Below are 21534 nucleotides of genomic sequence, written 5' to 3'. Positions count from 1 at the left end.
TACAATGGCAGCCCCTGATTGAGGAACTGCCTGCATGACTGCTGTTGAACGCCCACCCGTGGGCTTTGCGACCGACCGACGCGCGACCTTGGGGACTTTGGTCCTCGCCGCCTCTGCCTTTTTAATTGTCACTACCGAGTTCTTGATGGTCGGCCTGCTGCCCGGGCTGGCACGCGACCTTGATGTCTCGATTTCGACTGCCGGGCAGTTGATCACGCTGTTTGCCTTCACTGTCATGCTGGCGGGCCCGCCGTTGACGGCGGCACTTGCTCACCTGGACAGGCGCAAGCTGTTCGCAGCCATCCTCGCCTTGTTCGCGGCGTCCAATGCGTTGGCGGCCCTTGCGCCAAACATCGGGGTCTTGGCAGTGGCGCGTTTCCTGCCCGCCCTGGCACTGCCTGTCTTTTGGGGTACAGCCAGCGAAACGGCCGCCAGCATGGTCAGCCCTGATCGCCAAGGGCAGGCCGTCGCGCGGGTCTACCTCGGCATCTCAGCTGCGCTGTTGCTGGGCATCCCATTGGGGACGTTGGCGGCTGACGCCATAGGCTGGCGCGGGGCTTTCTGGATATTGTCTGCTGCATCGGCGGCCATGGCCTTTGCCGTGCTCACCTGGATGCCAGCGGTTGCGCGCCTGCCCAGGGTCGACTTGCGCCAACAGGCGCGGATCTTCCGTGAACCGAACTTCCTCGCCAATGTGGCGCTGTCGATCATGGTGTTCACCGCGATGTTCATTGCCTACACCTACCTGGCCGACATGCTCGAGCGTACCGCAGGTGTTGCAACTGCGGATGTCGGCTGGTGGCTGATGGGCTTCGGTGCCATTGGTTTGCTGGGCAACTGGCTGGGGGGGCGAGCTGTAAGGCATTCGCCGATCAAGGCCACTGCGCTGTTTCTTGTACTGCTGGCGATGGGCATGGCGGCCTTCAGCCCGCTGGCCGCTGCGCCTGTAACGCTCTGGGGCGCACTGGCACTGTGGGGCATCGCCAATACGGCGCTCTACCCCATCTGCCAGGTGCGCGTGATGCATTCGGTGGCGCACTCTCAGGCACTGGCTGGCACCACCAACGTGTCTGCCGCCAATGCCGGTATTGGCTTGGGTGCGCTGTTGGGTGGGCTGGTCATCCCAACATTCGGGGTGTCGACGCTGGGCTATGTGGCCGCAGGGGTGGCGCTGTTGGCGTTGCTGTGTGTGCCCGCCGTGGCGCGGCTGCAGCGTCAGGCACCCAGCGCTTAAAGCATGTGCCCCGCCCAGATGCCCTGCGCTACCAGCTCTGAAGCAAGCTCGACGAAGGTTTCACCCACATAGCGCGTGGCTGGGCTGACATGCCTGTCCGCAGGCGACACCATGACCAGCTTGCGCATCGGTGTCGGCTCGATCAGTGGCGCCGCACACAAGGTGCCGTTCTGCAGGTGGGTGTAGATCGAGGCCAAGGGCAGCGCAGTCAAGCCGAAGCCATGACGCACCAGGTCGATCATCGCCCCGAACGAATCGGCCTCGACATTGGCGGCAATCTTGAAGCCGACGTCCGCGGCGCAGTGGTCCATGATCTTGCGCAAGCCATGGCGCGGGCTGGGCAGCACCAACTGCTGCTGGGCCAGGGTTGCGAAGTTGACCGGGTTGTCCCACGCCAAGCCTGCGCTGGGCGGCCCGACCAATACCAGGTTCTCCATCATCACCGGCACGATGCGCAGGGTGTGCAGCGGCTCCAGGTCATAAGAGATCGCCAGCTCCAGTTCGCCACGCTGAATCCAGTCCACCAGGTAGCCGCTGAAGGCCGACGAGAAACGGATCGACAAGTCCGGGTGGGCTTCGCGGATCCGGGTCACCAGGGGCACGGTGACGATTTCTGCGATGGTCGGTGTGGTGCCGATCGCCACGGCCCCGCGAAACGATGCATGCCCACCCACCACCGAACTGCGAATGGCCTCCAGTTCATCCATGATCCGCGTAGCGTGCTGCAGCACTTCGCTGCCGGCGTCGGTGATGATCATGCCGCGGCCATGGCGCTCGAACAGGTAGACCCCAAGCTCCTTCTCCAGTTGCCGTATCTGCCGGCTCAAGGCGGGCTGTGCAATGTGCAGCCGGTCGGACGCCTTGCTGAGGCTGCCAAGCTCGGCAACATGGATCAGGGTTTTGAGTTGAACAACGTCCATCGGCAGGCCCGTGTCGAGGCAGAAGGTAACTGGCAGTCTAAACAGCACACCTGTCAGCAGCTATAGAATTTCAGCATATCAGTTAGTCAGCTAGTCCCCTTATTGACGGGCCCACTCTGGAGTAGCGTGAAAACAGGGTCGATCACCGATCGGACGCCCGCTACAAGAATAAGACCAGAGGCTGACTACCATGCCAACTCCCCGCTCCAGCACCACCCTCGTTGAAGATGCCCCCGCCCGCCAACCCAATCGTGTCAGAGCGATCATGGGGGCCTGCTCCGGCAACCTGGTCGAGTGGTATGACTTTTTCATCTACGCCTATACGGCAATCTACTTCGCGGCGTCGTTCTTCCCCAAAGGCGATACCACCACGCAGTTGCTGGCCACCGCGGGTGTGTTCGCCGTCGGTTTCTTCATGCGCCCCCTGGGTGGGTGGATTTTCGGCTGGCTGGCCGACACCCGTGGGCGCAAAGTCTCGATGATTATCTCGGTGTTCATGATGTGCGCCGGGTCACTGCTGATCGCGGTGATGCCGACCTATGAAACGGTAGGTATCGCCGCACCGATCATGCTAGTCGTTGCACGGCTGATCCAGGGGCTCTCGGTGGGTGCCGAATACGGCACCGGCGCAACCTACATCAGCGAAATAGCAACACCAGGCCGGCGTTGTTTCTATGGCTCGTTCCAGTACTTCACGATCATCGCCGGGCAATTGCTGGCCCTGTTCACCGTAGTCATCCTGCAGCAGACCCTCAGCGATGAGCAGTTGCGTGAATGGGGCTGGCGGATTCCGTTTTTCATTGGCGCCATCAGCGCCGTGGTTGTCGTGTACCTGCGCCGCTCCATGCACGAAACCGCCTCGAAAAAGGACATGCACCGCGAGGGTGCCGGGTCGTTGCGCGGCATGTTCAAGCACAAGCGTGCTGTCGGGCTGGTGATCGCCTTTACCATCGGTGGGTCGCTGTACTTCTATACCTTCACCACCTACATGCAGAAGTTTCTGGTGATATCGGCAGGCTTCGACGCGGCCACGGTGAGTTTCATCATGACCTCGGCGCTGATCGGCTTCATGCTTTGCCAGCCGCTGTTCGGCCTGATGGCAGACCGGCTCGGGATCAGGACGCACATGCTGATGTTCTCGAGCCTGGGCGTGCTGCTGGTAATCCCGCTGCTGTTCGCCATCAAGCATACCCACAACCCCTTCATGGCCTTTGCGCTGGTCTTCGGCGGGCTGGTCATCGCCTCGCTCTACACCCCGATCGCGGGCATCGTCAAAGCCGAATTGTTCCCCCCTGCAGTGCGTGCGCTGGGGGTCGGGTTCCCGTATGCCATCGGTAACGCGGCGTTTGGCGGGACCGCTGAATATGTCGCGCTGTCGTTCAGGGCCGAAGGGGTCGAGGACTACTTCTTTTTCTACGTGGCCGCCGTCCTGTGCGTGACCTTCATCGCATCGATGCTGATGCCCAACCTGACGCGGCATGGGTACATCAGTGGCGATGGCAGGGTCGAGGAGAATACCGGCATGCCGGCCAGCAAGGTGCAGACCGCCAAGGCCTGACCTCGCCAACATTGACCCTTTATTGACCCGCGCGGCCCTGATGGCTTCCCCGAGGAAGCCACCAGGGCCGCTTCGTTTTGCCTGGCCGGCCACTCCGCGAGCTATGCCATGACGGCATATCTCAAAGAGAAAAACGGTAGTCGTCGGTACCCCGCGTTGCCTGCATGATGAGGCAAAACAAGAGCAGCACTGGAGACAACCATGTCATCGCAAGAAGCTGAACAAAGCTGGCAAGAAGACGTTTTCCGCGTCCTCAAAGCCCACGACGTCAAGCATGTCGCGTTCGTTCCGGATGCCGGTCATTCGGCCGCTATCCGCATGTCGTACCAGGACCCTGATATCAAGGCCGTCGTTCTCACCACCGAAGAAGAAGGCATTGGTTATCTGGCCGGCGCCTGGCTGGGCGGCGAACGCGGTGCACTGTTGATGCAGTCCAGCGGCGTCGGTAACTGCATCAACACGCTGGCCCTGCAGAACTGCGCGGGTTTCCCCCTGCTGATGGTGGTGACCATGCGCGGTGACTGGGCCGAGTTCAACGCCTGGCAAAACCCCATGGGCCAGGCCACCGAGGCCTCGCTGCAACTGATGAAGGTCATGACCTGGCGTGCCGATGTGCCCGAAGACGTCGCGCCACTGCTGCATGGCGCCGCCTCCATGGCCTTCAATGGTGATTCCGCCACTGCCTTGCTGCTCGGCCAGCGCCTGATCGGAGAAAAGAAATGGGTCAAGTAAGCGCCAACCACACGCTGTGCCGCCGTGAGGTGGTGCGTACCCTGCTCGCTGATCGCCAGGATGTACTGGTCGTGACCGGCCTGGGCTCGGCGTCTTACGACGTCATGGCTGCCGGTGACCACGATGGCAACTACTACCTCTGGGCGGCCATGGGCAGCGCCATCACCGTAGGCCTAGGGCTGGCCAACGCGCAACCCGACAAGTCGGTGGTGGTCATCACCGGTGACGGCGAGTTGCTGATGGGCTTCGGCGCGCTGGCTACTGTCTCCCTGCAGAAGCCTGCCAACCTCACCATAGTGGTGCTGGACAACGGCCACTTCGGCGAGACCGGCATGCAGGTCAGCCACGCCGGTTTCGGCATCAAGCTCGACCAGGTTGCCCAAACCTGCGGCTTCAGCTGGACCCGCGAGATTCGCGACATGGAAGGCGTGCATGACCTGCGCGAACGCTTCGCCAGCCGCGAAGGTGTGAAGCTGGCTACTGTCAAGATCAAGGCCGAGAACCCACCGCGCGTGCTGCCGCCGCGTGACGGCCACTACATCAAGAACCGCTTCCGTGCTGCCCTGGGCTTCCAGCCTCTCTGACTGTGTCAGGCGCAGGTTGGCAACCGAGCCACGACAAGGCTGCCAGCCTGCGCCGCCTGGAGAACAATAATGAGCGACTACGACAACGAAGAACTCAACGCCATCCGCGAGGGCGTGCGCGCCCTGTGTGGTGATTTCCCTGCCGAATACTGGCGCAAGATCGACGAAGAAAAGGGCTTTCCGGAGGCCTTCGTCAAGGCCATGACCGATGCGGGCTGGCTTTCGGCGATGATTCCGGAAGAGTACGGTGGCTCCGGCCTGGGCCTGGCCGAGGCCTCGGTGATTCTTGAGGAAGTCAACCGTTGCGGCGGTAACTCCGGCACCATTCACGGCCAGATGTACAACATGTTCACGCTGCTGCGTAACGGCAGCGAAGAACAAAAAGGCTATTACCTGCCAAAACTCGCCAGTGGCGAACTGCGCCTGCAGTCGATGGGTGTCACCGAGCCCACCACCGGCACCGACACCACCAAGATCAAGACCACGGCCGTGCGCAAGGGCGACAAGTACGTCATCAACGGCCAGAAGGTCTGGATTTCGCGCGTTCAGCACTCCGACCTGATGATCCTGCTGGCCCGTACCACACCGCTGGCAGAGGTGAAGAAAAAATCCGAAGGCATGTCGATTTTCCTTGTCGACCTGCGCGAAGCCATCGGCAACGGCCTGACCGTGCAGCCCATCGCCAACATGGTCAACCATGAGACCAACGAGCTGTTCTTCGACAACCTGGAAATCCCTGCCAGCAGCCTGATTGGCGAAGAAGGCAAAGGCTTCCGCTACATCCTCGACGGCCTCAACGCCGAGCGCACGCTGATCGCCGCCGAGTGCATCGGCGATGGCCGCTGGTTCATCGAAAAGTCCAGCCAGTACGCCCGCGACCGCGTGGTGTTCGGCCGCCCAATCGGGCAGAACCAGGGCGTGCAGTTCCCGATCGCCGAGGCGCACATCGAGATCGAAGCAGCCGACCTGATGCGCTGGCGTGCCTGTGCCGAATACGACAGCGGCAAGAACGCCGGCGCCGCGGCCAACATGGCCAAGTACCTGGCGGCGAAGGCCAGTTGGGAAGCCGCCAACGCCTGCCTGCAAACCCACGGCGGTTTCGGCTTTGCCAACGAATATGACGTCGAGCGCAAGTTCCGTGAGACGCGCCTGTACCAGGTGGCCCCGATCTCGACCAACCTGATCCTGTCGTACGTCGCCGAGCACCTGCTGGAATTGCCACGCTCGTTCTGACCGATGCCGCCCCTGGTCGCCAAGGCGCCAAGGGGCCCTGCCATGACAAGAGAGATAACCATCATGAGCCAGCCTACGGCAATCCGCCCGCTAGACGGCATCACCGTCATCAGCCTCGAACATGCCATTGCTGCGCCCTTCTGCACCCGTCAACTGGCGGACCTTGGCGCCCGCGTGATCAAGGTCGAACGGCCGGGGGTCGGTGACTTTGCGCGGGGCTACGATCAACGGGTCAACGGCCTGGCTTCGCACTTCGTCTGGACCAACCGCTCGAAAGAAAGCCTCGCTCTGGACCTCAAGCAGGACATCGCCGGCGACATTCTCGACCAGCTTCTGGAGCAGGCCGACGTGTTGGTGCAAAACCTGGCGCCGGGCGCCGCTGCGCGCCTGGGGCTGTCGTTCGAGGCGCTGCATGCGCGGTTCCCCACGCTGATCGTCTGCGACATTTCGGGCTACGGCGCGGGCGGCCCTTTTGAACAGAAAAAGGCCTACGACTTGCTGATTCAGAGCGAAGGCGGCTTTTTATCGGTGACCGGCGGCCCGGGTGACGAGCAGATGGCCAAGGCGGGCAACTCGATTGCCGACATCGCGGCCGGCATGTACGCCTACACCGGCGTGTTGTCGGCCCTGCTGCTGCGTGGCCGCACCGGCGAAGGCAGCCATGTGGAAGTGTCGATGCTGGAAAGCCTGGTGGAGTGGATGAACTACCCGCTGTACTACGCCTACGAAGGCGCGACCCCGCCGCCCCGCGCCGGCGCGGCGCACGCGACCATCTACCCGTACGGCCCCTTCCCCACCGGCGATGGCAAGACCGTGATGCTCGGTTTGCAGAACGAGCGCGAATGGCGCCTGTTCTGTGAGCAGGTGCTGCTGCAACCCGCGCTGGCCGACGATGCGCGGTTCTCTGCCAACTACCTGCGGGTGGCCAACCGTGAGGCTTTGCGTGCACTGATCATCGAGGCGTTCGCCGCCCTGGACTTGGACACGGTGGTTGCGCGCCTTGATAGCGCCAGCATTGCCAACGCACGGGTCAACGACATGCAGGGGGTGTGGCAGCACCCGCAGTTACAAGCCCGCGACCGTTGGCGCCAGGTAGCCACGGCAAACGGCAGCATACCCAGCCTGCTGCCCCCGGCCAGCAGCAATGCCTACCGCCCACGCATGGACCCAGTGCCAGCCTTGGGGGAGCACAGCGAATGCATCCTCGCCCAGCTTGGGCTGTCTGCCGAACGTATACAGGAACTGCGCCGCGATGGGGTCATCTGACCCCTTCAGGCTCAGCGTTGAATGATCGAGGACCACGACAATGACAACACACGACCTCAGCCGCTGGATTGGCCGTAGCGAAACCAGCGACGATCGCATCACCCACAACCTGGTCAAGCGCCTCGCGGCGACCCTCAGCGAGCCCGCACCCTCGGCGGGAGAACCGCTGCCCCTGCTCTGGCACTGGGCGTTCTTCCAGGACCCCGTCGAGGCCACCGGGCTAGGCGCCGATGGCCACCCCGCGCGCGGCGGTTTCTTGCCGCCAGCAGACAACCGCAACCGGATGTGGGCCGGCAGCCGCCTGACCTTCATCAGCCCTTTACAGGTGGAAGCGCAGGTAGCACGCCACTCGACGATTCTCAACGTCGAAGAAAAACACGGCCGCACCGGGTCGCTGCTGTTTGTCACCGTCAGGCACGTGTATGTCCAGGATGGCCATGAAGCGCTGATTGAAGAACAGGACATCGTCTACCGCGAGCCCACCCCACCCAAGCTTGGCGGTACCGAGCCGGCACCCGCCGGCGCTTGGCAGGAGACCGTGACGCTCGACGCAACCCTGTTGTTCCGCTACTCGGCCGTCACCTTCAATGGCCATCGCATCCACTATGACTGGCCCTATGTCACTGACACCGAAGGCTACCCGGGGCTGGTGGTGCACGGGCCCTTGATTGCCACGCTCAATCTGCGCGCCTTTGCCCGTGCCAACCCCGCCGCCCAGATACGCCGATTCAGCTTCCGCGGCTTACGCCCGTTGATTTCGCCGACCACTTTCGAGGTGGGTGGGCGCCTGCTCGAGCGCGGTAAGGCGCAGCTTTGGGCAACCGCCGAAGCGGGCATGGCGCAAACCGCAGAAGTCGAATTCAGCCTGGAGGCCAGCCAATGAGCCAGGCCATCGTGCGCTCTGCCCTGTTCGTCCCCGCCAGCCGCCCGGAACGTATCGCCAAGGCGCTGGCCAGCGGCGCTGATCGGGTGATTGTGGATTTGGAAGATGCCGTTGAAGAAGCGGCGAAGGCGCAGGCGCGGGACAACCTGCAGGCATTTCTGGCCGAGCAGCCCGAGGCCTGCGTGCTGGTACGGGTTAACGCCCCGCAGCATTGGGCGCACGCGGCTGACCTTGCGCTGTGCCAGCGTCATGCCGGTGTCAGTGGCATCCTGCTGCCCAAGGCCGAAACGGTCGAGCAAGTGCAGCGTGCGCGTGCTACCGGCAAGCCGGTCTGGCCAATTATCGAGAGCGCACGTGGGTTGGTCGCCCTGCCCTTGCTGGCGGCCTGTGAGGGCGTCGAACGCTTGTCCTTTGGCAGCCTTGATCTGGGCCTGGACCTGAACCTGCGCACGGCCAGCGAAGCCGCCGAACAGGTGCTCGGGCATGCGCGCTATGCCGTCTTGCTGCACAGCCGCGCTGCCGGCCTTGCGCCGCCGCTCGATGGCGTGCACCCGGCCATTCAGGACGTCGCTGGCCTGCAGCGGCACGTACAGTTCGCTCGCGACATGGGCTTTGGCGGGGCCTTGTGCATTCACCCCAGCCACGTCAGCGTGATTCATCGCGCCCTGCAACCTTCGCCCGATGAGTTGGAATGGGCGCACCGCGTGTTGGCTGCGGCCGAAGGCGGTGCCGGCGTGTTCACCCTGGATGGGCAGATGGTGGATGCGCCGGTGATCCTGCGCGCCCGTGCCCTTGTGCACGCCGCAGGCAAGGGTGAATAGCTATGCCCGACGCCCGTCACGTGCAACAGTGCCCCAGCCCTCTGCTCACTGTGGCACAGGGCTTGATGGCAGAAGTCGGCTATGGCGCCATGAGCATGCGCCAGCTCGCGGCCCGGGCTGGCCTGCAGCCGGGCAGCCTTTACCACCACGTTGCGAGCAAACAGGACCTGCTGCTCGATGTATTGCTGGACATTCTCGCGCAGCGCCTCGAAGCCTGGCGCCGAGGGCCCTACACCCGCGACCTGCGCGGCTACCTGCGGTTTCAACTCGCGCGCCAGGCATCGCATCCCTTTGAGGCGTTGTTGCTGCGCCACGAATCACGCCATGTCGAGCCTGGCCAACGTGAGTGGCTGGAGCAGGCGCTCAATCGTTCACGAGCGCCTTTGTGCCAGATCATCGAACACGGCCAGCAACAGGGGCGTTTCACGGTAGGGGATATCGCCAGCGCAGCCGAGGCGATTCTGGCCCTGATAGACACCGCCGAAGGTATGCGCCGTCGGCCAATGCCGGTGGATGACGCGAAAATCGAGGCCTGGGTGATACAGATGAGCCATGCGCTGCTGTCGGCATGCCCGCCTGCAAAACGGCCGGCACGCACCGCCCGGCTGACGTGAGCCACCTGAAACCGCGTATCATCGGGCCTCACACCAGAGGCCTGTCATGTTCGATTGGGAAGACCTGCGTCATTTTTCTGCATTTATCAGCGCCGGCTCGCTGTCGGCCGCTGCCAAGCGCTTGGGGGTTGACCACGCCACCGTGGCGCGGCGGATCAGTTCGCTGGAAGCCTCGCTGCAGTTGAAGCTGGTGGACCGCCGCCCACGGGCTTACGCCCTGACCGAGCAGGGCGTGCGCGTTGGCGAGTTTGCCGAGCAGATGCTGGCATCCTCGTTTGCGCTGGAGCACTTTGCCAGTGCCGACCAACAGGCCGTTGCAGGCGAAGTCGTGATTGCCGCCCCGCCCGCGCTGTTGGGCAGCATGGTGGCGCGTAGGCTGGGCGAACTGTACAAACGTTACCCTGCCTTGCAACTCACCTTGGTCGGCAGCAAGTCGCGCGCGTCGCTGGCCCGCCGCGAGGCGGACGTGGCAATCACCTTGGCCAGGCCCACCGAGCCAACCCTGGTGGCCAGCCTGCTCGGGCATCTCGAATACAGGCTGTACGCATCGGCGGCCTACGTGCGCCGACGCGAACCGCACCTGTACATCGGCTACGACGACTCTCAGGCGAAATCCCCACAGCAGCGCTGGCTGCTTGAGCAGGCCGCAGGTCGCCCTTTCGCTCTGCACAGCAACGACCTGCGCATCCAGGCCCAGGCTGCGGCCGGTGGCGTGGGGGTAGCCTGCCTGCCCGCCTTCATGGCCGAGGAGTACGGGCTCAAGCACGCCTGCGAGGACGCCAGGTCGATGAGCATCGAAATTTGGCTGGCCGTGCACGAGGACGTGCGCAACACCCCCCGCATCAAAGCCGTAACGGATTTTCTGCTCGAGCAGGTCAAACCCCTGCTGCGCTTGTGAATTTTTGCAGATATCACCTGCACATCCTGGGAATTTGCACGCTCACGTCGCGCCGCTAACCTTGTTCCATCGCTCGGCTACACACGCTGGGCAATGCTGACCAAGAGGATTCACAGATGCAGTACGTCAAACTCGGCAACACCGGCCTGGACATCTCCCGACTGTGCCTGGGGTGCATGACGTTCGGTGACCCAGATGCCGGTACCCATCCCTGGACCCTGGATGTGCAACAGAGCCGCCCGATCATTCGCCACGCGGTAGAGCAAGGCATCAACTTCTTCGACACAGCCAATAGCTACTCGGCGGGTACATCGGAAGTGATCCTGGGCCAATTGCTGAAGGAATTCACCCGCCGTGAAGACACCGTCATCGCGACCAAGGTCTTCTACCCGGCGAACATGTGGCAAGGCGCAAGCAAGCCGAACGAGCAAGGCCTGTCACGCAAGGCGATCCTCAGCAGCATCGACGCCAGCCTGACCCGCCTGGGCGTGGATTACGTCGACCTCTACCAGGTTCACCGCTGGGATTATCACACGCCGATCGAAGAAACCATGGAAGCCCTGCACGACGTGGTCAAGGCCGGCAAGGCACGCTATATCGGTGCGTCTTCAATGTATGCCTGGCAGTTCGCCAAAGCTCAGCACGTCGCAGCGGCCAATGGCTGGAGCCGGTTCGTGTCAATGCAGAACTACCTCAACCTGCTGTACCGGGAGGAAGAGCGGGAAATGATCCCCTTGTGCCTGGACCAGGGCGTCGGGCTGATGCCCTGGAGCCCGCTGGCCCGTGGCCGGCTGACCCGGCCCAAGGGCCAGGAAACCGCGCGCACGCTCAGCGATGTTTCTGGCAAGTCGTTTTATGCAGGGACAGAAGTCGAGGATGGCCGTGTGATCGATGTAGTCGAGCAGATTGCCAGCGAGCGTGGCTTACCCATGGCTCAGGTTGCCTTGGCCTGGGTGCTCAGGCACCGCGCCGTGTCGGCGCCGATTATTGGCGCATCGAAGCCTGGGCATCTTGACGATGCCATTGCGGCATTGGGGGTGCAGTTGTCTGATGAAGAGGTTGCGCGGTTGGAAGCACCGTATGTGCCGCATGCGGTTACCGGGTTTAAATAGGGGTTGTAGGCCGTGGTGCAAGGCTGGCGTTTCGTGGGGCTGCGGACATCGAGCGCCGCCCGCGCGGCGCATCGCGAGCAACGCTCGCTCCTACGTTTGTTTCGGGCCAATTATTCCTGGGGCAAACGCACGCGACCGTCTTGGTGCATGGCGCAATATTGCGTCAAACCCGCAAGGCGGTCGCGCGCAAATATCACAGGCCTCACTGGCCCGAAACAGATGTGGGAGCAGCCTTGTGCTGCGAAGCGCCGCGCGGGCGGCGCTCGATCTCGCAGGCGCTAAAGAGCTTGAGGCATGCGCGTCTCGCTCCCCCCCTCAGCCGCAACCTGATCGCCCTCCGGCCAGGCGCGTGGGTCCAGGTCTAGATCGCGGAACTGGCTAGCATCAAATACCGGTATCTGCACCCCGGCCTTGCGCTGCTGGTCATAATCGTCAATCAGGCGCAGCACCACCTTGCCCAACAACGCCAGTGCTACCAGGTTGACCAGGGCCAGCAAGGTCATGGTGATGTCGGCAAACGCGAACACCGTACCCAGGTTCTGCACCGAACCCCACAGAATCAGCAACAGCACCACGCCACGATACACCAGGATCGGCCACCGTCGGTTACCCGCCAGGTAACGCAAATTGTTTTCGCCCAGGTAGTAGTTGTAAAGAATCGAGGTAAACACGAACAGCGCCAGCGCAACGCTGATAAATACCCGCCCCCAGTCGCCCACCACCGCCGCCAGGGCATCCTGGGTCAGCACCAGGCCATCCCCTTCGAAACCAGGTGTGTAGAAGCCCGACAGCAAAATCAGCAACGCCGTGCAGGTACAGATGACGAACGTGTCGAAAAACACACTGAACGCCTGTACCACCCCCTGGGCGGCAGGGTGTTCGACCTTGGCCACCGCCGCGACGTTAGGTGCACTGCCCAGCCCAGCCTCGTTGGCGAACACGCCGCGCTTCACGCCCATGACGATTGCACTGCCCACCAGGCCCGCAAACGCCGGCTCCAGGCCGAAGGCACTTTTGAAGATGGTGGCCAGCATGTCGGGCACGTGCTCGAACTGCAGCACGATCACATAGAGCGTTACCCCGATATAGGCCAGCGTCTTGACCGGCACCAGCAGGTCTGACACGGCGGCGATGCGCTTGATGCCGCCGATGAATACCAACCCAAGCAGGACAGCGATCACGATACCGCTATGGCCCGTCGAAAAGCCGAAGGCGTTCTGCAACGAATGAGTAACGGCGTGCGATTGCAGCCCGTTGAATGCAAAGCCGAAGGTCACCAGCAGCAGAACCGCCATCAGCTTGGCCAGCCACGGTCGATGCAGGCCATGGTGAATGTAGTACGAAGGGCCGCCGCGATACTGCCCATGGTCGTCGCAGCGCTTGTACAACTGGCCGAGCGAACATTCGAAGAAACTGCTGGCCATGCCCACCAGCGCGGTCACCCACATCCAGAACACCGCACCTGGCCCACCCAGGGTCACTGCCAGGCCGACCCCGGCAATGTTACCAGCACCTACGCGCCCGGCCAGGCTCAGCATCAGTGCCTGAAACGAGCTGAGCTGGCCGCCGCTCTTGCGTAGGCTGTCCTTGAACACCGCAAACATGTGGAAAAAATAGCGAAACTGCAAAAAACGTGAGCGCCAGGTGAAATAGCTGCCCAACCCTACGATCAGCACAATCAGCACCTTGCCGGATAGAAAACCATTGATGGCTTCAAGCATGGTCAATACCTCTTTGTTTTTATTCGCGGCTTGAAACGGACACACGGGTGCCCCTGCGCAGCGCCGCGGCCGCACATCGATTCTTTAGGGTGGAAATGGCACCCCCGCGAAACCGGGGGGGGGCTGACAGCCTTAGCCGGCGTGACGCGCGTGGAAGCCGGCGATTCGGCGCCACATTTCGATAGGGTTGGAATACATCGGGAAGTGCCCGCACGCGGGGATGCTGGCCAGCTCTACACCCTGCGCCTGGATGTCCGCCAGGTAAGACAGGTGACTGTTCTGCTCGCCATACATGAACATACGTGGGCACGGCAGGCCGAGGAATTTGCTCATCAGGTCGCCGTGGTCAGACAGTTCCACCATCGAGCTGAAGATCCCCCGCACGGCCTCTGCCCGCACTTTGTAAGGCAGGCTGGCAGCGTACAAGGCACTGGCCGGGTCACTGCTGTGCCGGGTGCGCTCGATGAACGCGTCGAAGAACACCTGCGGGTCGTTGGCCGGGTAGTCATCGATCTGACGGCTGAGGAAGCAGTCTTCCGGGGCGATATTGCCTTCGATGTCGATGAAGCTGATCACCCGCTCGGGGCATTGATGCGCCAGCAGCAACGCCGTCAGGCCGCCCATCGAGTGGCCCACCAGGTGAAAACGCTGAATACCGAAGTGCTCCAGCACCTGCAACGCGGTCGCCAGCAGCAGCGGAATCGAAACACGTGAAAGGTCGCTGCAGTGGCTCTGCCCGCACCCCGGTGCGTCGTAGGCCACGAATGGGCGGCCGGCAAACGCCGGCTGGCGTGTCAGCCCTGCATAGTCTTCCTTGGTCGAGCCGAACCCGTGCAGAAACAGGATCGGCGCCCCACGGCCCTCGCGGTGGACAGTGGACAGTTCAAGCTCGACGCCCTCCACGTTCAAAGGCAGGACGAACTGGCGGAACGAATGGGATTCGGGCACGCCGTAAACTCCTCTTGTAGTTGAGAGGCACACTCTCGACGCCCACCAACAATCTGTAAATTCCTCATCAGCGATCAATTTCATAGGTCAAACCTATGAAATGCATTCGCTCAGCTGGTTTACCAATGCCTGCACCAGTGGGTTGGCGCGCTCGGCATTCCAGGCGTAGGTGGTGGTCACCACACTCACCTGCTGCGCCAGCGGGCGTATGACCACATTCGCCGGGGCCAGCTTGTTCATGGCCGCCGGTACCAGGGCGATTCCCTGCCCGCAGCTGACGAAGGCTATCTGGGACGCCACCGAACGCACTTCGTGCAGCACTCGAGGCGAAAACCCGTTGGCGCGGCAGGTGGCAATCAGGTTATCGAAGTACAAGGGGCTGACCTTGCGCGCGAACATCACCAGCGGCTCGCTGGCCAGGCTCGCCAGCGCGATCTCGCTATGGTTTGCCAGTGGGTGATCAACCGGCAGTGCCACCATCAATTGCTCCTCGGTGAGCGGGCGCCATTCGATGCCCTTGCCCAGGTCGCCATCCAGCCTCGCGAACGCCAGGTCGATATCGCCCGCCTCCAGCGAAGGCACCGCCTCGACGCTGTCGATTTCGCGTACCGACACCGTGACCTGAGGGTGGTCCTGCTTGAAGCGCTCGATCACCTCCGGCAGCACGTCGAACATGGCCGACGAGATGGCACCGATGGTGACCATGCCCTGATGGCCCGCCACGGCTTCTTCCACGGCCAGTTCCAGGCGTTCGAGTTGGTCGGCGAACTTGCGTACCGCCGGCAGGATGGCGGCGCCCACCGGGGTCAACGCCGCACCGCGCCGGGAACGGTCGAACAGCTTGACCTTCAATGCCTGCTCAAGAATCTGGATCTGCTCGGTGAGCGGCGGCTGGGTCATGCCCAGGCGTTTGGCGGCCCGCCCAAAGTTCTTTTCCTCAGCAACAGCCAGGAACAGCCAAAGGTGGCGGATAAGGCGGAAATTGATCATGGCGGTTCCATAGGTTAGGCATATGTTTAACATCCTTGATAAGGAATATACCTATCAAACAGCCTGTCGGACACTCATGCCTCCTTCACCAAAGAGGTTCACCCATGAGCCAAGACAGCGTGCTACAACGCCTGGCGGCGCTGGACACCAACACCGTGTCCGACGCCCTCGACTTCCTCGGCCTGCCCGGCGCCACGTTCGGTCTGCGCCCGTTATGGCACTGCCCCAAGGTGGTCGGCCGCGCCAGCACTGTGCAACTGGCCGCCAAGACCGACCGTGCACCGACCGTGCACTTGATCAGCCCGGTGATCGAAGCGATCGCCAGTGATGACCGCGTACTGGTGATCGCCGGCGGCATCGACGGGATCTCTTGCTGGGGCGACATTCTGGCCAATGCCGCCGTGGCCCGGCACGTGCGCGGCAGCATCATCGACGGTTGCAGCCGCGACATCGACGGTAGCGCCGACATCGGTTATCCGGTGTATGGCCGTGGCGTGACCATGGTCAGCGCACGCAATCGCGTGGTCCAGGTCGACGCGGCCTGCACCGTCCAGGTGGCAGGTGTAGCAGTAGATGAAAACGACTACGTGATTGCCGACAACTGCGGCACAGTCTTCGTCACCCAGGCCCACATCGGCCAGGTGCTGGACCTGGCCGAGCGCATCGCCCGCCGCCAGGCCGGCATGGTGGATGCCGTGCGCGCAGGCCGCTCGGTGGCCGACGTGATGCATGACAGCCAATTTGATGCGATCAATACGGAGCACCACCGATGAGCGAGCAGGACACCGACGGCAGCATCCAGCGCCTGAACCTTAACCTGGCCAGCGCCCGCCCCTCGGCCACCTACGGCATCATGGACCGCGTTGCCCAACGCCGCGCGGCGGGGGCCACGATCATTTCGCTGTGCGCGGGCGAGCCAGACTTCGACACACCAGCGCACATCCGCGACGCCGCCAAGCAGGCGATCGACCAAGGCCATACGCGCTACACCCAAGTCGCTGGCAGCCGCGCCCTGCGCGAAGCGGTGGCGGCCAAGTTCCGCCACGAGAATGGCTTGCAGGTCGAGTGGCAGGACACGTTGGTCGCCAGCGGCGGCAAACAGGTGATCTACAACGCCTTGGCAGCGACCCTCAATGCCGGCGACGAGGTCATCGTGCCAGCGCCCTACTGGGTCAGCTACCCGGAGATGGTCCAACTGTGTGGCGCCCACAGCGTGATCGTCACGTGTGAGGCCAGCAGCGGTTTCAAGCTGACGCCTGAAGCGCTTGGTGCCGCGATCACGCCGCGCACCCGCTGGCTGATCCTCAACTCGCCGTCCAACCCGACCGGCGCGGTCTACAGCGTTGCCGAGCTGCAGGCCTTGGCTGCGGTGCTGCTGGCAAACCCACAGGTATTGGTGCTGGCGGATGACATTTACGAGCACCTGATTTTCGACGATCAGCGCTTCCATACCCTGGCCCAGGTGGAACCTCGGCTCGCCGAACGCACGCTGACCATGAACGGCGTATCCAAGGCCTATGCCATGACGGGCTGGCGCATCGGTTTCGCCACGGGCCCGCGCTGGCTGCTGGCGGCCATGGAAAAGCTGCAGGGGCAACAGACCTCGGGTGCGTGTTCGGTCTCTCAGCAGGCGGCGGTTGCTGCGCTGGTAGGCCCGAAAGCGTTCATCCATCAAAGCCGGGACGTGTTTCAGCGCCGCCGTGACCTGATGGTGAAGGCGATTGATGGGATCCCAGGGCTGCACTGCGAGCAACCGGCCGGGGCATTCTATGCCTTTGCCAATTGCGCCGGGCTGATCGGCAAGACCTCCGCGGGTGGTCGTTACCTGGCCACTGACGAGGATGTCGCGCTGGCGATGCTCGACGAAGCCGATGTCGCCGTGGTGCATGGCAGTGCCTTCGGGCTCGGGCCTTACCTGCGCATTGCCTACGCGCTGGACGATGCGTCGCTGATGGCGGCGTGTGATGCGCTCGGGCGCTTCTGTCGCGCGGCCAGGTAGGAGCAGCCTTGTGCTGCGAAGAGGCCGGTGAAAATACCATCAGTCTTCGTTGCTTGCACTGGCCTCTTCGCAGCACAAGGCTGCTCCTATGTATGGACTCGCCCACACTGTCTAGCTGCTTTTGAACTTAGGAACCCGGTTGCATCTATGTGGGTTGGGGGGGGGGGGGGCAGTCTCAGTCAAATTTCCGATCTAGAATGGGAACGCAAACTGAATCCAGAATCGGTCTCCCTTGGAGCGGTTTTCAACGGCAAATTCATGCTGGTATTTCGCGACAACCGCAACGCCCGGAGATATGGTGTAGCGGACTTGTGGCCCCAAGGCAGCGCTGCGGCCACGGAAGCCATCTAGATATTTCTCACCATCTAGTTCGTCATCGGACACCTGCTTCGAGTAGAAGCCTTGGACGCCTACCTGCCATTTGTCCGTGAGAGAGTATCCCAGTAAGAACTCACCACTTAACACCGTACCGGACTGGTAGTTGGTATCATGATTTTTGGTGTAGATCTCTGCAGTCAACGTCGTTGAAATTTCTGTTTTTGCAGTCGGAAACCACGTGGTCTGCCAGTTAGGGAGAAAGGCCAGGTGATTCTGCCCCGTATTCGCAATGCGGTCTTTATCGTACGACCCCGTTGGCAATGCCATATCGAACGGGGCGAGGAACGTGAAGAAATTATGTGCAGGGTTTACGTAGCCGAACATCAATGGGTGGACGATCACATCACCTATTGCGTTCTTAATATCCTTCTGACCATACACTGTAGAAGATACGTGGAAAATGGGAACGATTACGCCAGTAGCTAAGCTAAACGGGCCGAGTGACTCAGTCCACGTATGTACGAGCCTTGGAGCGTCCACAACTACTTCAGCAGAAAACTTGGGAATACCCTCCTCTCCATTAGGGCCACGAAAGCTTTCGGCTTTGTAGTATTGAAAGTAGTTGTAGAAGTAGGTCTGTCCTGGTGCTGGTAGCAGGCCATTAAGCGCCGTGTTCACACCTACAGGATAGTTGGTCAGTCCATTTTCTGTAGAGTGAGAGTTTGCAGTAAAAAGTCCAAAAATGAGCGCGCAAGAGATCGCTAAACCTTTAAATGCTTTGTGCATAAAGTTCTACCGTTATTTTTATAGTTGGGCCTCCGCCGTGGGCGGCGGAGGTTCGAGCTCATTACTCGATAACTGGGACAGTCAGGTAGCTTTGGTATCGGCCACCGCAGAAGATTGTGTGCTTCCCAGCGTTGTTGGAAAGGTAGTGCCCAGCGGCGAAAAGGCCAGGCCGATATCGATGAATGTCTGTGCCCTGGATGACCACTCGGAGTGATTCACCGGCTTCAAACCGCGTACTTGCAGGCCAAATCTCGATATCTAGTTGAGTAGGAACTCCCGGCTCCAAGGGTTCGATCACGCGATGGGAGTGGACTGGCTGGTGATCAGTGGAGCGCGTTTCGTCCAATTCGCGATGAGACGCTCGCAGCCATCCCAGCGCGACTATCCCGTCATCGAACGTGGCGAAGAAAGGAAAGTTCACAATCTCTCCGCTGGCGTCGAGCTTCTGTAGCCCGACGTATACGTCCGCATCTGTAGCCGTATTTGCCGCCAGCCAGAGGCGAAGTTTTGAATACCCGGTCAGCTCTGTCTGCTTCTCGAATTTGAGATCAAAGCATAGGCGATCCGCATTCGTGGAGACATACGAACGGGTTGATTCCTGTTCAACTGGGCTGTTGGACAAGGTGAGATCCGTACTATCCAGATACAGTTTCTGGTATTTCGTTCTCGCTAACGGCCATTCGTTTTCCGAACGCACCTTTCCTTCGTAAAAGCTGTCGCGAACTTCGATCTGCACGCGCGGCCAATCCTTTACTTCGTTATCCACTCCTTTTAAATAGCGATCCAAGAACGCCATCTGCTTGCGCACACTTTCGTCCTTGTAAAAATACTGCCACTTTTTCCGGCCATGCACTTCGAGGTATTTGTCTGCTGAAGCTATGCGTTTGAAAGCTTCAAGCGTACCTCGGGTGTGCAGCGCGTGATCTGTCCAACTGGCAACAATGTAGGCAGGAACCTTGATCGCTTCAAGGTTGGGCAGCTTCGCCTTCCAGTAGTCATCAAGTGTAGGGTGATCTGACATCGCTGCAGCGACGTCCTCAACCCGGGTCTGCGAGAAGCTGACCAGAGACTGCCATCCCTCGGAGAACTGAGTGTTAGGAATTCCGCCGTGAAAGAAGAACTCCCGATATACGTCGGTGACACCTTCCCAGGGGATAATGGCGGCTAAGTGAGGAGGCTGCTCAGCTGCTGCCCCCCACTGACTGATGGCCAAGTATGAAACGCCGAGCAGGCCAACTTTAGAACTGCACCACCCTTGCCGTGCGACCCACTCGATCACATCATACTCATCTTCAGCTTCTTGCTTGCTGAAGAACGAAGCCTCACCACCACTGCCCCAAGTGCCACGTACATCCGGGAAGAGCATTGCATATCCGGCCCTACACCATACGAGCGGGTCTGCTGCTTCAAAGGGGGTGTGCTCAGACACCGATCCTGTAGGGACTTCAGCACCTGGCCAAGAGTCGAAACTCAGATGCGGATGTTTTCCGTACGGCGCCCATCCGATGACGCACGGGATGTCCGAGACGCCAGCAGGTCTGTAGATATCTGCGTAGATGACTGTCCCGTCCCTCAGCTCAATTTTGACGTCCTGCTCGAACAAAATATCATCAGTAATTAGCCGGGACTGCTGGTTGAGCCCAGGATATCCACCTAACGCGGGAGGCGTGCCGTCACGAAATCGGTTATGGCTTTGAAAACTCATTATCGAACCTCTTATTATTCTATTTCGAAGACGTTATATGCCTTTGGGTCGATGCGAGCTGATTGCTCGACATCGGTTAAAATTTAGTCTGCGATAAGAGCAATTGAATGTGAAATGGCCTTTTTCGATCCGTTTAATCGATGTGATCACTGGTTTTTCCTGGGATACTGCCGCTGAGCTGCATGACTTCTGTTCATTGCCCCCGCGCTTTTTCAGCCGTATGGGCAGTTACGATCATTCGCCTCCATGAGGTTAGATGACCTGGCCAGGCAGCAAATGCTGCGACAGTGCTGCGTGTGATTGAGCGGATCTGGTGATGAGGCGTCCTTGCAGTCAGTGATGATCGCAGGACGGGGCGAGTACCGGGGCTGAAGGGGCGCATGTGAATGAATTTGCATCACACAAGACATTTACCCTCGTACGCAGGCAGTGAAGATATCGCTCACCGACAGAGTTCAAGCTCGTATAAGCAGCTTCACTGTCGCCGGAGGCAGGCAATGTTCGGCCAAATCTATTTGCCGCAACGTAAATTAAAGACAGGAGGAAGCCGCCTTAGGCCAACCGATGCGCGCTGCATGGATTAAGCTGGCCTTGACAACTAAACGATGGAATGGAGCGATGATAAATACATAGGCCCGGCCTACGCGGTTATGGCAGTGGACTACGGTTGAAAAAATAAGATGTCGATTTTCTTCGGGCATTGTCTCATCAGAACAAAGGATGGATATTCTAAAATCAAGATGCTTGTCGTCCGCGCCCAAGAGAATCTCCATCTCATTACTGCTGTAGATATTGAAGACTCCAATCTTGCTGGTAGATGAGCCGAGATCTTTGGCTGTTTTTAGGCCAAAGCAACCAACTAAGGTGTCTCGAATTTTTATGAGCCATTCGATCCAGCGTGGGCGACAGGACAGGATAAATCGAACCAATAGCTCAGGGTCACTGGAAGTGCCCGCAGGGAGCAAAATCGCGTAAGCATCCGCTAGGTTCATCACCTCGTATAGGCGAGTGATGCCAGATATTGCGGGGACTGGTACGGACTTAACAACTTCAAAATTTCTAGACATGGAGTGGTTTCTCTTGGGCTGTAAGGAACCTATTTTGGAAAGGCCGAAAGCGATATATTTCAACGCTTATTCCAATTGCTGGCATTCCTTTGAAAAAACCATAAACTCTGGCAGCTGCGGTATCCACTACCGATAAAGCAGTCGC

General features: G+C 60.7%; 20 protein-coding genes. 13 read left to right on the top strand and 7 right to left on the bottom strand.

The features are described 5' to 3' along the window. Positions 1–34: 34 nt before the first annotated feature. Positions 35–1234, top strand: coding sequence for an MFS transporter (locus tag ACMCNM_RS16040; protein WP_412764896.1), 1200 nt, complete (start codon positions 35–37; stop codon positions 1232–1234). Here ACMCNM_RS16040 and ACMCNM_RS16035 read toward each other — a convergent pair. Next, entirely contained in the window at positions 1231–2154 is a 924-nt protein-coding gene (locus tag ACMCNM_RS16035; RefSeq protein ID WP_027593329.1) for a LysR family transcriptional regulator, read from the bottom strand. The two genes, ACMCNM_RS16040 and ACMCNM_RS16035, sit on opposite strands and share 4 nt — an antisense overlap. A gap of 190 nt (positions 2155–2344) precedes the next feature. Here ACMCNM_RS16035 and ACMCNM_RS16030 point away from each other — a divergent pair, with 190 nt between their 5' ends. The 10 genes from ACMCNM_RS16030 (at position 2345) to ACMCNM_RS15985 (ending at position 11855) form a co-directional block, all read left to right on the top strand. After that, positions 2345–3712, top strand: coding sequence for an MFS family transporter (locus ACMCNM_RS16030; protein WP_099454219.1), 1368 nt, complete (start codon positions 2345–2347; stop codon positions 3710–3712). A gap of 201 nt (positions 3713–3913) precedes the next feature. Continuing rightward, positions 3914–4444: a thiamine pyrophosphate-binding protein gene (locus ACMCNM_RS16025; RefSeq protein WP_412764895.1), complete on the top strand. Its 531-nt coding sequence runs from the start codon at positions 3914–3916 to the stop codon at positions 4442–4444. Next, positions 4432–5028: a thiamine pyrophosphate-dependent enzyme gene (locus tag ACMCNM_RS16020; protein ID WP_252824058.1), complete on the top strand. Its 597-nt coding sequence runs from the start codon at positions 4432–4434 to the stop codon at positions 5026–5028. Before ACMCNM_RS16025 ends, ACMCNM_RS16020 begins: the two co-directional genes overlap by 13 nt. Positions 5029–5097: 69 nt before the next feature. Then, positions 5098–6261: an acyl-CoA dehydrogenase family protein gene (locus ACMCNM_RS16015; RefSeq protein WP_186702761.1), complete on the top strand. Its 1164-nt coding sequence runs from the start codon at positions 5098–5100 to the stop codon at positions 6259–6261. 63 nt (positions 6262–6324) lie between these two features. Beyond that, entirely contained in the window at positions 6325–7527 is a 1203-nt protein-coding gene (locus ACMCNM_RS16010) for a CaiB/BaiF CoA transferase family protein (RefSeq protein ID WP_412764894.1), read from the top strand. A 40-nt stretch (positions 7528–7567) separates the two neighbouring features. Continuing rightward, the gene (locus ACMCNM_RS16005; RefSeq protein WP_412764893.1) at positions 7568–8410 is read left to right on the top strand and encodes a MaoC family dehydratase N-terminal domain-containing protein; all 843 of its coding nucleotides are present in this window, start codon (positions 7568–7570) and stop codon (positions 8408–8410) included. Next, entirely contained in the window at positions 8407–9231 is an 825-nt protein-coding gene (locus ACMCNM_RS16000) for an HpcH/HpaI aldolase/citrate lyase family protein (protein WP_412764892.1), read from the top strand. Before ACMCNM_RS16005 ends, ACMCNM_RS16000 begins: the two co-directional genes overlap by 4 nt. Positions 9232–9233: 2 nt before the next feature. Continuing rightward, positions 9234–9845, top strand: coding sequence for a TetR/AcrR family transcriptional regulator (locus tag ACMCNM_RS15995; RefSeq protein ID WP_412764891.1), 612 nt, complete (start codon positions 9234–9236; stop codon positions 9843–9845). A gap of 46 nt (positions 9846–9891) precedes the next feature. Next, entirely contained in the window at positions 9892–10743 is an 852-nt protein-coding gene (locus ACMCNM_RS15990; protein ID WP_412764890.1) for a LysR family transcriptional regulator, read from the top strand. A 116-nt stretch (positions 10744–10859) separates the two neighbouring features. Further along, positions 10860–11855, top strand: a complete 996-nt coding sequence (locus tag ACMCNM_RS15985; RefSeq protein ID WP_412764889.1) for an aldo/keto reductase — start codon at positions 10860–10862, stop codon at positions 11853–11855. Between the two features lie 278 nt (positions 11856–12133). Here ACMCNM_RS15985 and ACMCNM_RS15980 read toward each other — a convergent pair whose 3' ends face one another. The 3 genes from ACMCNM_RS15980 to ACMCNM_RS15970 form a co-directional block, all read right to left on the bottom strand. Beyond that, positions 12134–13576 carry an alanine/glycine:cation symporter family protein gene (locus tag ACMCNM_RS15980; protein ID WP_412764888.1) on the bottom strand — a complete coding sequence of 481 codons (1443 nt, stop codon included), beginning with the start codon at positions 13574–13576 and terminating at the stop codon, positions 12134–12136. A gap of 132 nt (positions 13577–13708) precedes the next feature. Next, positions 13709–14524 carry an alpha/beta fold hydrolase gene (locus tag ACMCNM_RS15975; protein ID WP_412764887.1) on the bottom strand — a complete coding sequence of 272 codons (816 nt, stop codon included), beginning with the start codon at positions 14522–14524 and terminating at the stop codon, positions 13709–13711. Positions 14525–14617: 93 nt separating this feature from the next. Then, positions 14618–15514, bottom strand: coding sequence for a LysR family transcriptional regulator (locus ACMCNM_RS15970; RefSeq protein WP_412764886.1), 897 nt, complete (start codon positions 15512–15514; stop codon positions 14618–14620). Between the two features lie 104 nt (positions 15515–15618). Here ACMCNM_RS15970 and ACMCNM_RS15965 point away from each other — a divergent pair, with 104 nt between their 5' ends. Next, complete coding sequence (locus ACMCNM_RS15965; RefSeq protein WP_099429268.1) at positions 15619–16287, top strand: RraA family protein; 669 nt, start codon at positions 15619–15621, stop codon at positions 16285–16287. Beyond that, positions 16284–17513 carry a pyridoxal phosphate-dependent aminotransferase gene (locus ACMCNM_RS15960; RefSeq protein WP_412764885.1) on the top strand — a complete coding sequence of 410 codons (1230 nt, stop codon included), beginning with the start codon at positions 16284–16286 and terminating at the stop codon, positions 17511–17513. The genes ACMCNM_RS15965 and ACMCNM_RS15960 overlap by 4 nt, the downstream gene beginning before the upstream one ends. 192 nt (positions 17514–17705) lie before the next feature. On the opposite strand, the gene ACMCNM_RS15955 is transcribed toward ACMCNM_RS15960, so the two are convergent. The 3 genes from ACMCNM_RS15955 to ACMCNM_RS15945 all read right to left on the bottom strand — a co-directional run bounded on the left by ACMCNM_RS15955 (position 17706) and on the right by ACMCNM_RS15945 (position 21389). Further along, positions 17706–18617, bottom strand: a complete 912-nt coding sequence (locus tag ACMCNM_RS15955) for a transporter (RefSeq protein ID WP_412764884.1) — start codon at positions 18615–18617, stop codon at positions 17706–17708. A gap of 61 nt (positions 18618–18678) precedes the next feature. Then, on the bottom strand, positions 18679–20322 hold the full coding sequence (locus ACMCNM_RS15950) for a CocE/NonD family hydrolase (protein ID WP_412764883.1): 1644 nt from the start codon (positions 20320–20322) through the stop codon (positions 18679–18681). Positions 20323–20852: 530 nt separating this feature from the next. Continuing rightward, entirely contained in the window at positions 20853–21389 is a 537-nt protein-coding gene (locus ACMCNM_RS15945; protein WP_412765931.1) for a DUF2867 domain-containing protein, read from the bottom strand. Between the last annotated feature and the right edge of the window lie 145 nt (positions 21390–21534).

It is taken from the genome of Pseudomonas sp. NGC7 (genome assembly GCF_047159675.1).
GTDB classification, from domain to species: Bacteria; Pseudomonadota; Gammaproteobacteria; order Pseudomonadales; family Pseudomonadaceae; genus Aquipseudomonas; species Aquipseudomonas kermanshahensis.
Note: the sequence above shows the minus strand (reverse complement) of the source record. Positions and strands in the feature narration are given on the sequence as shown.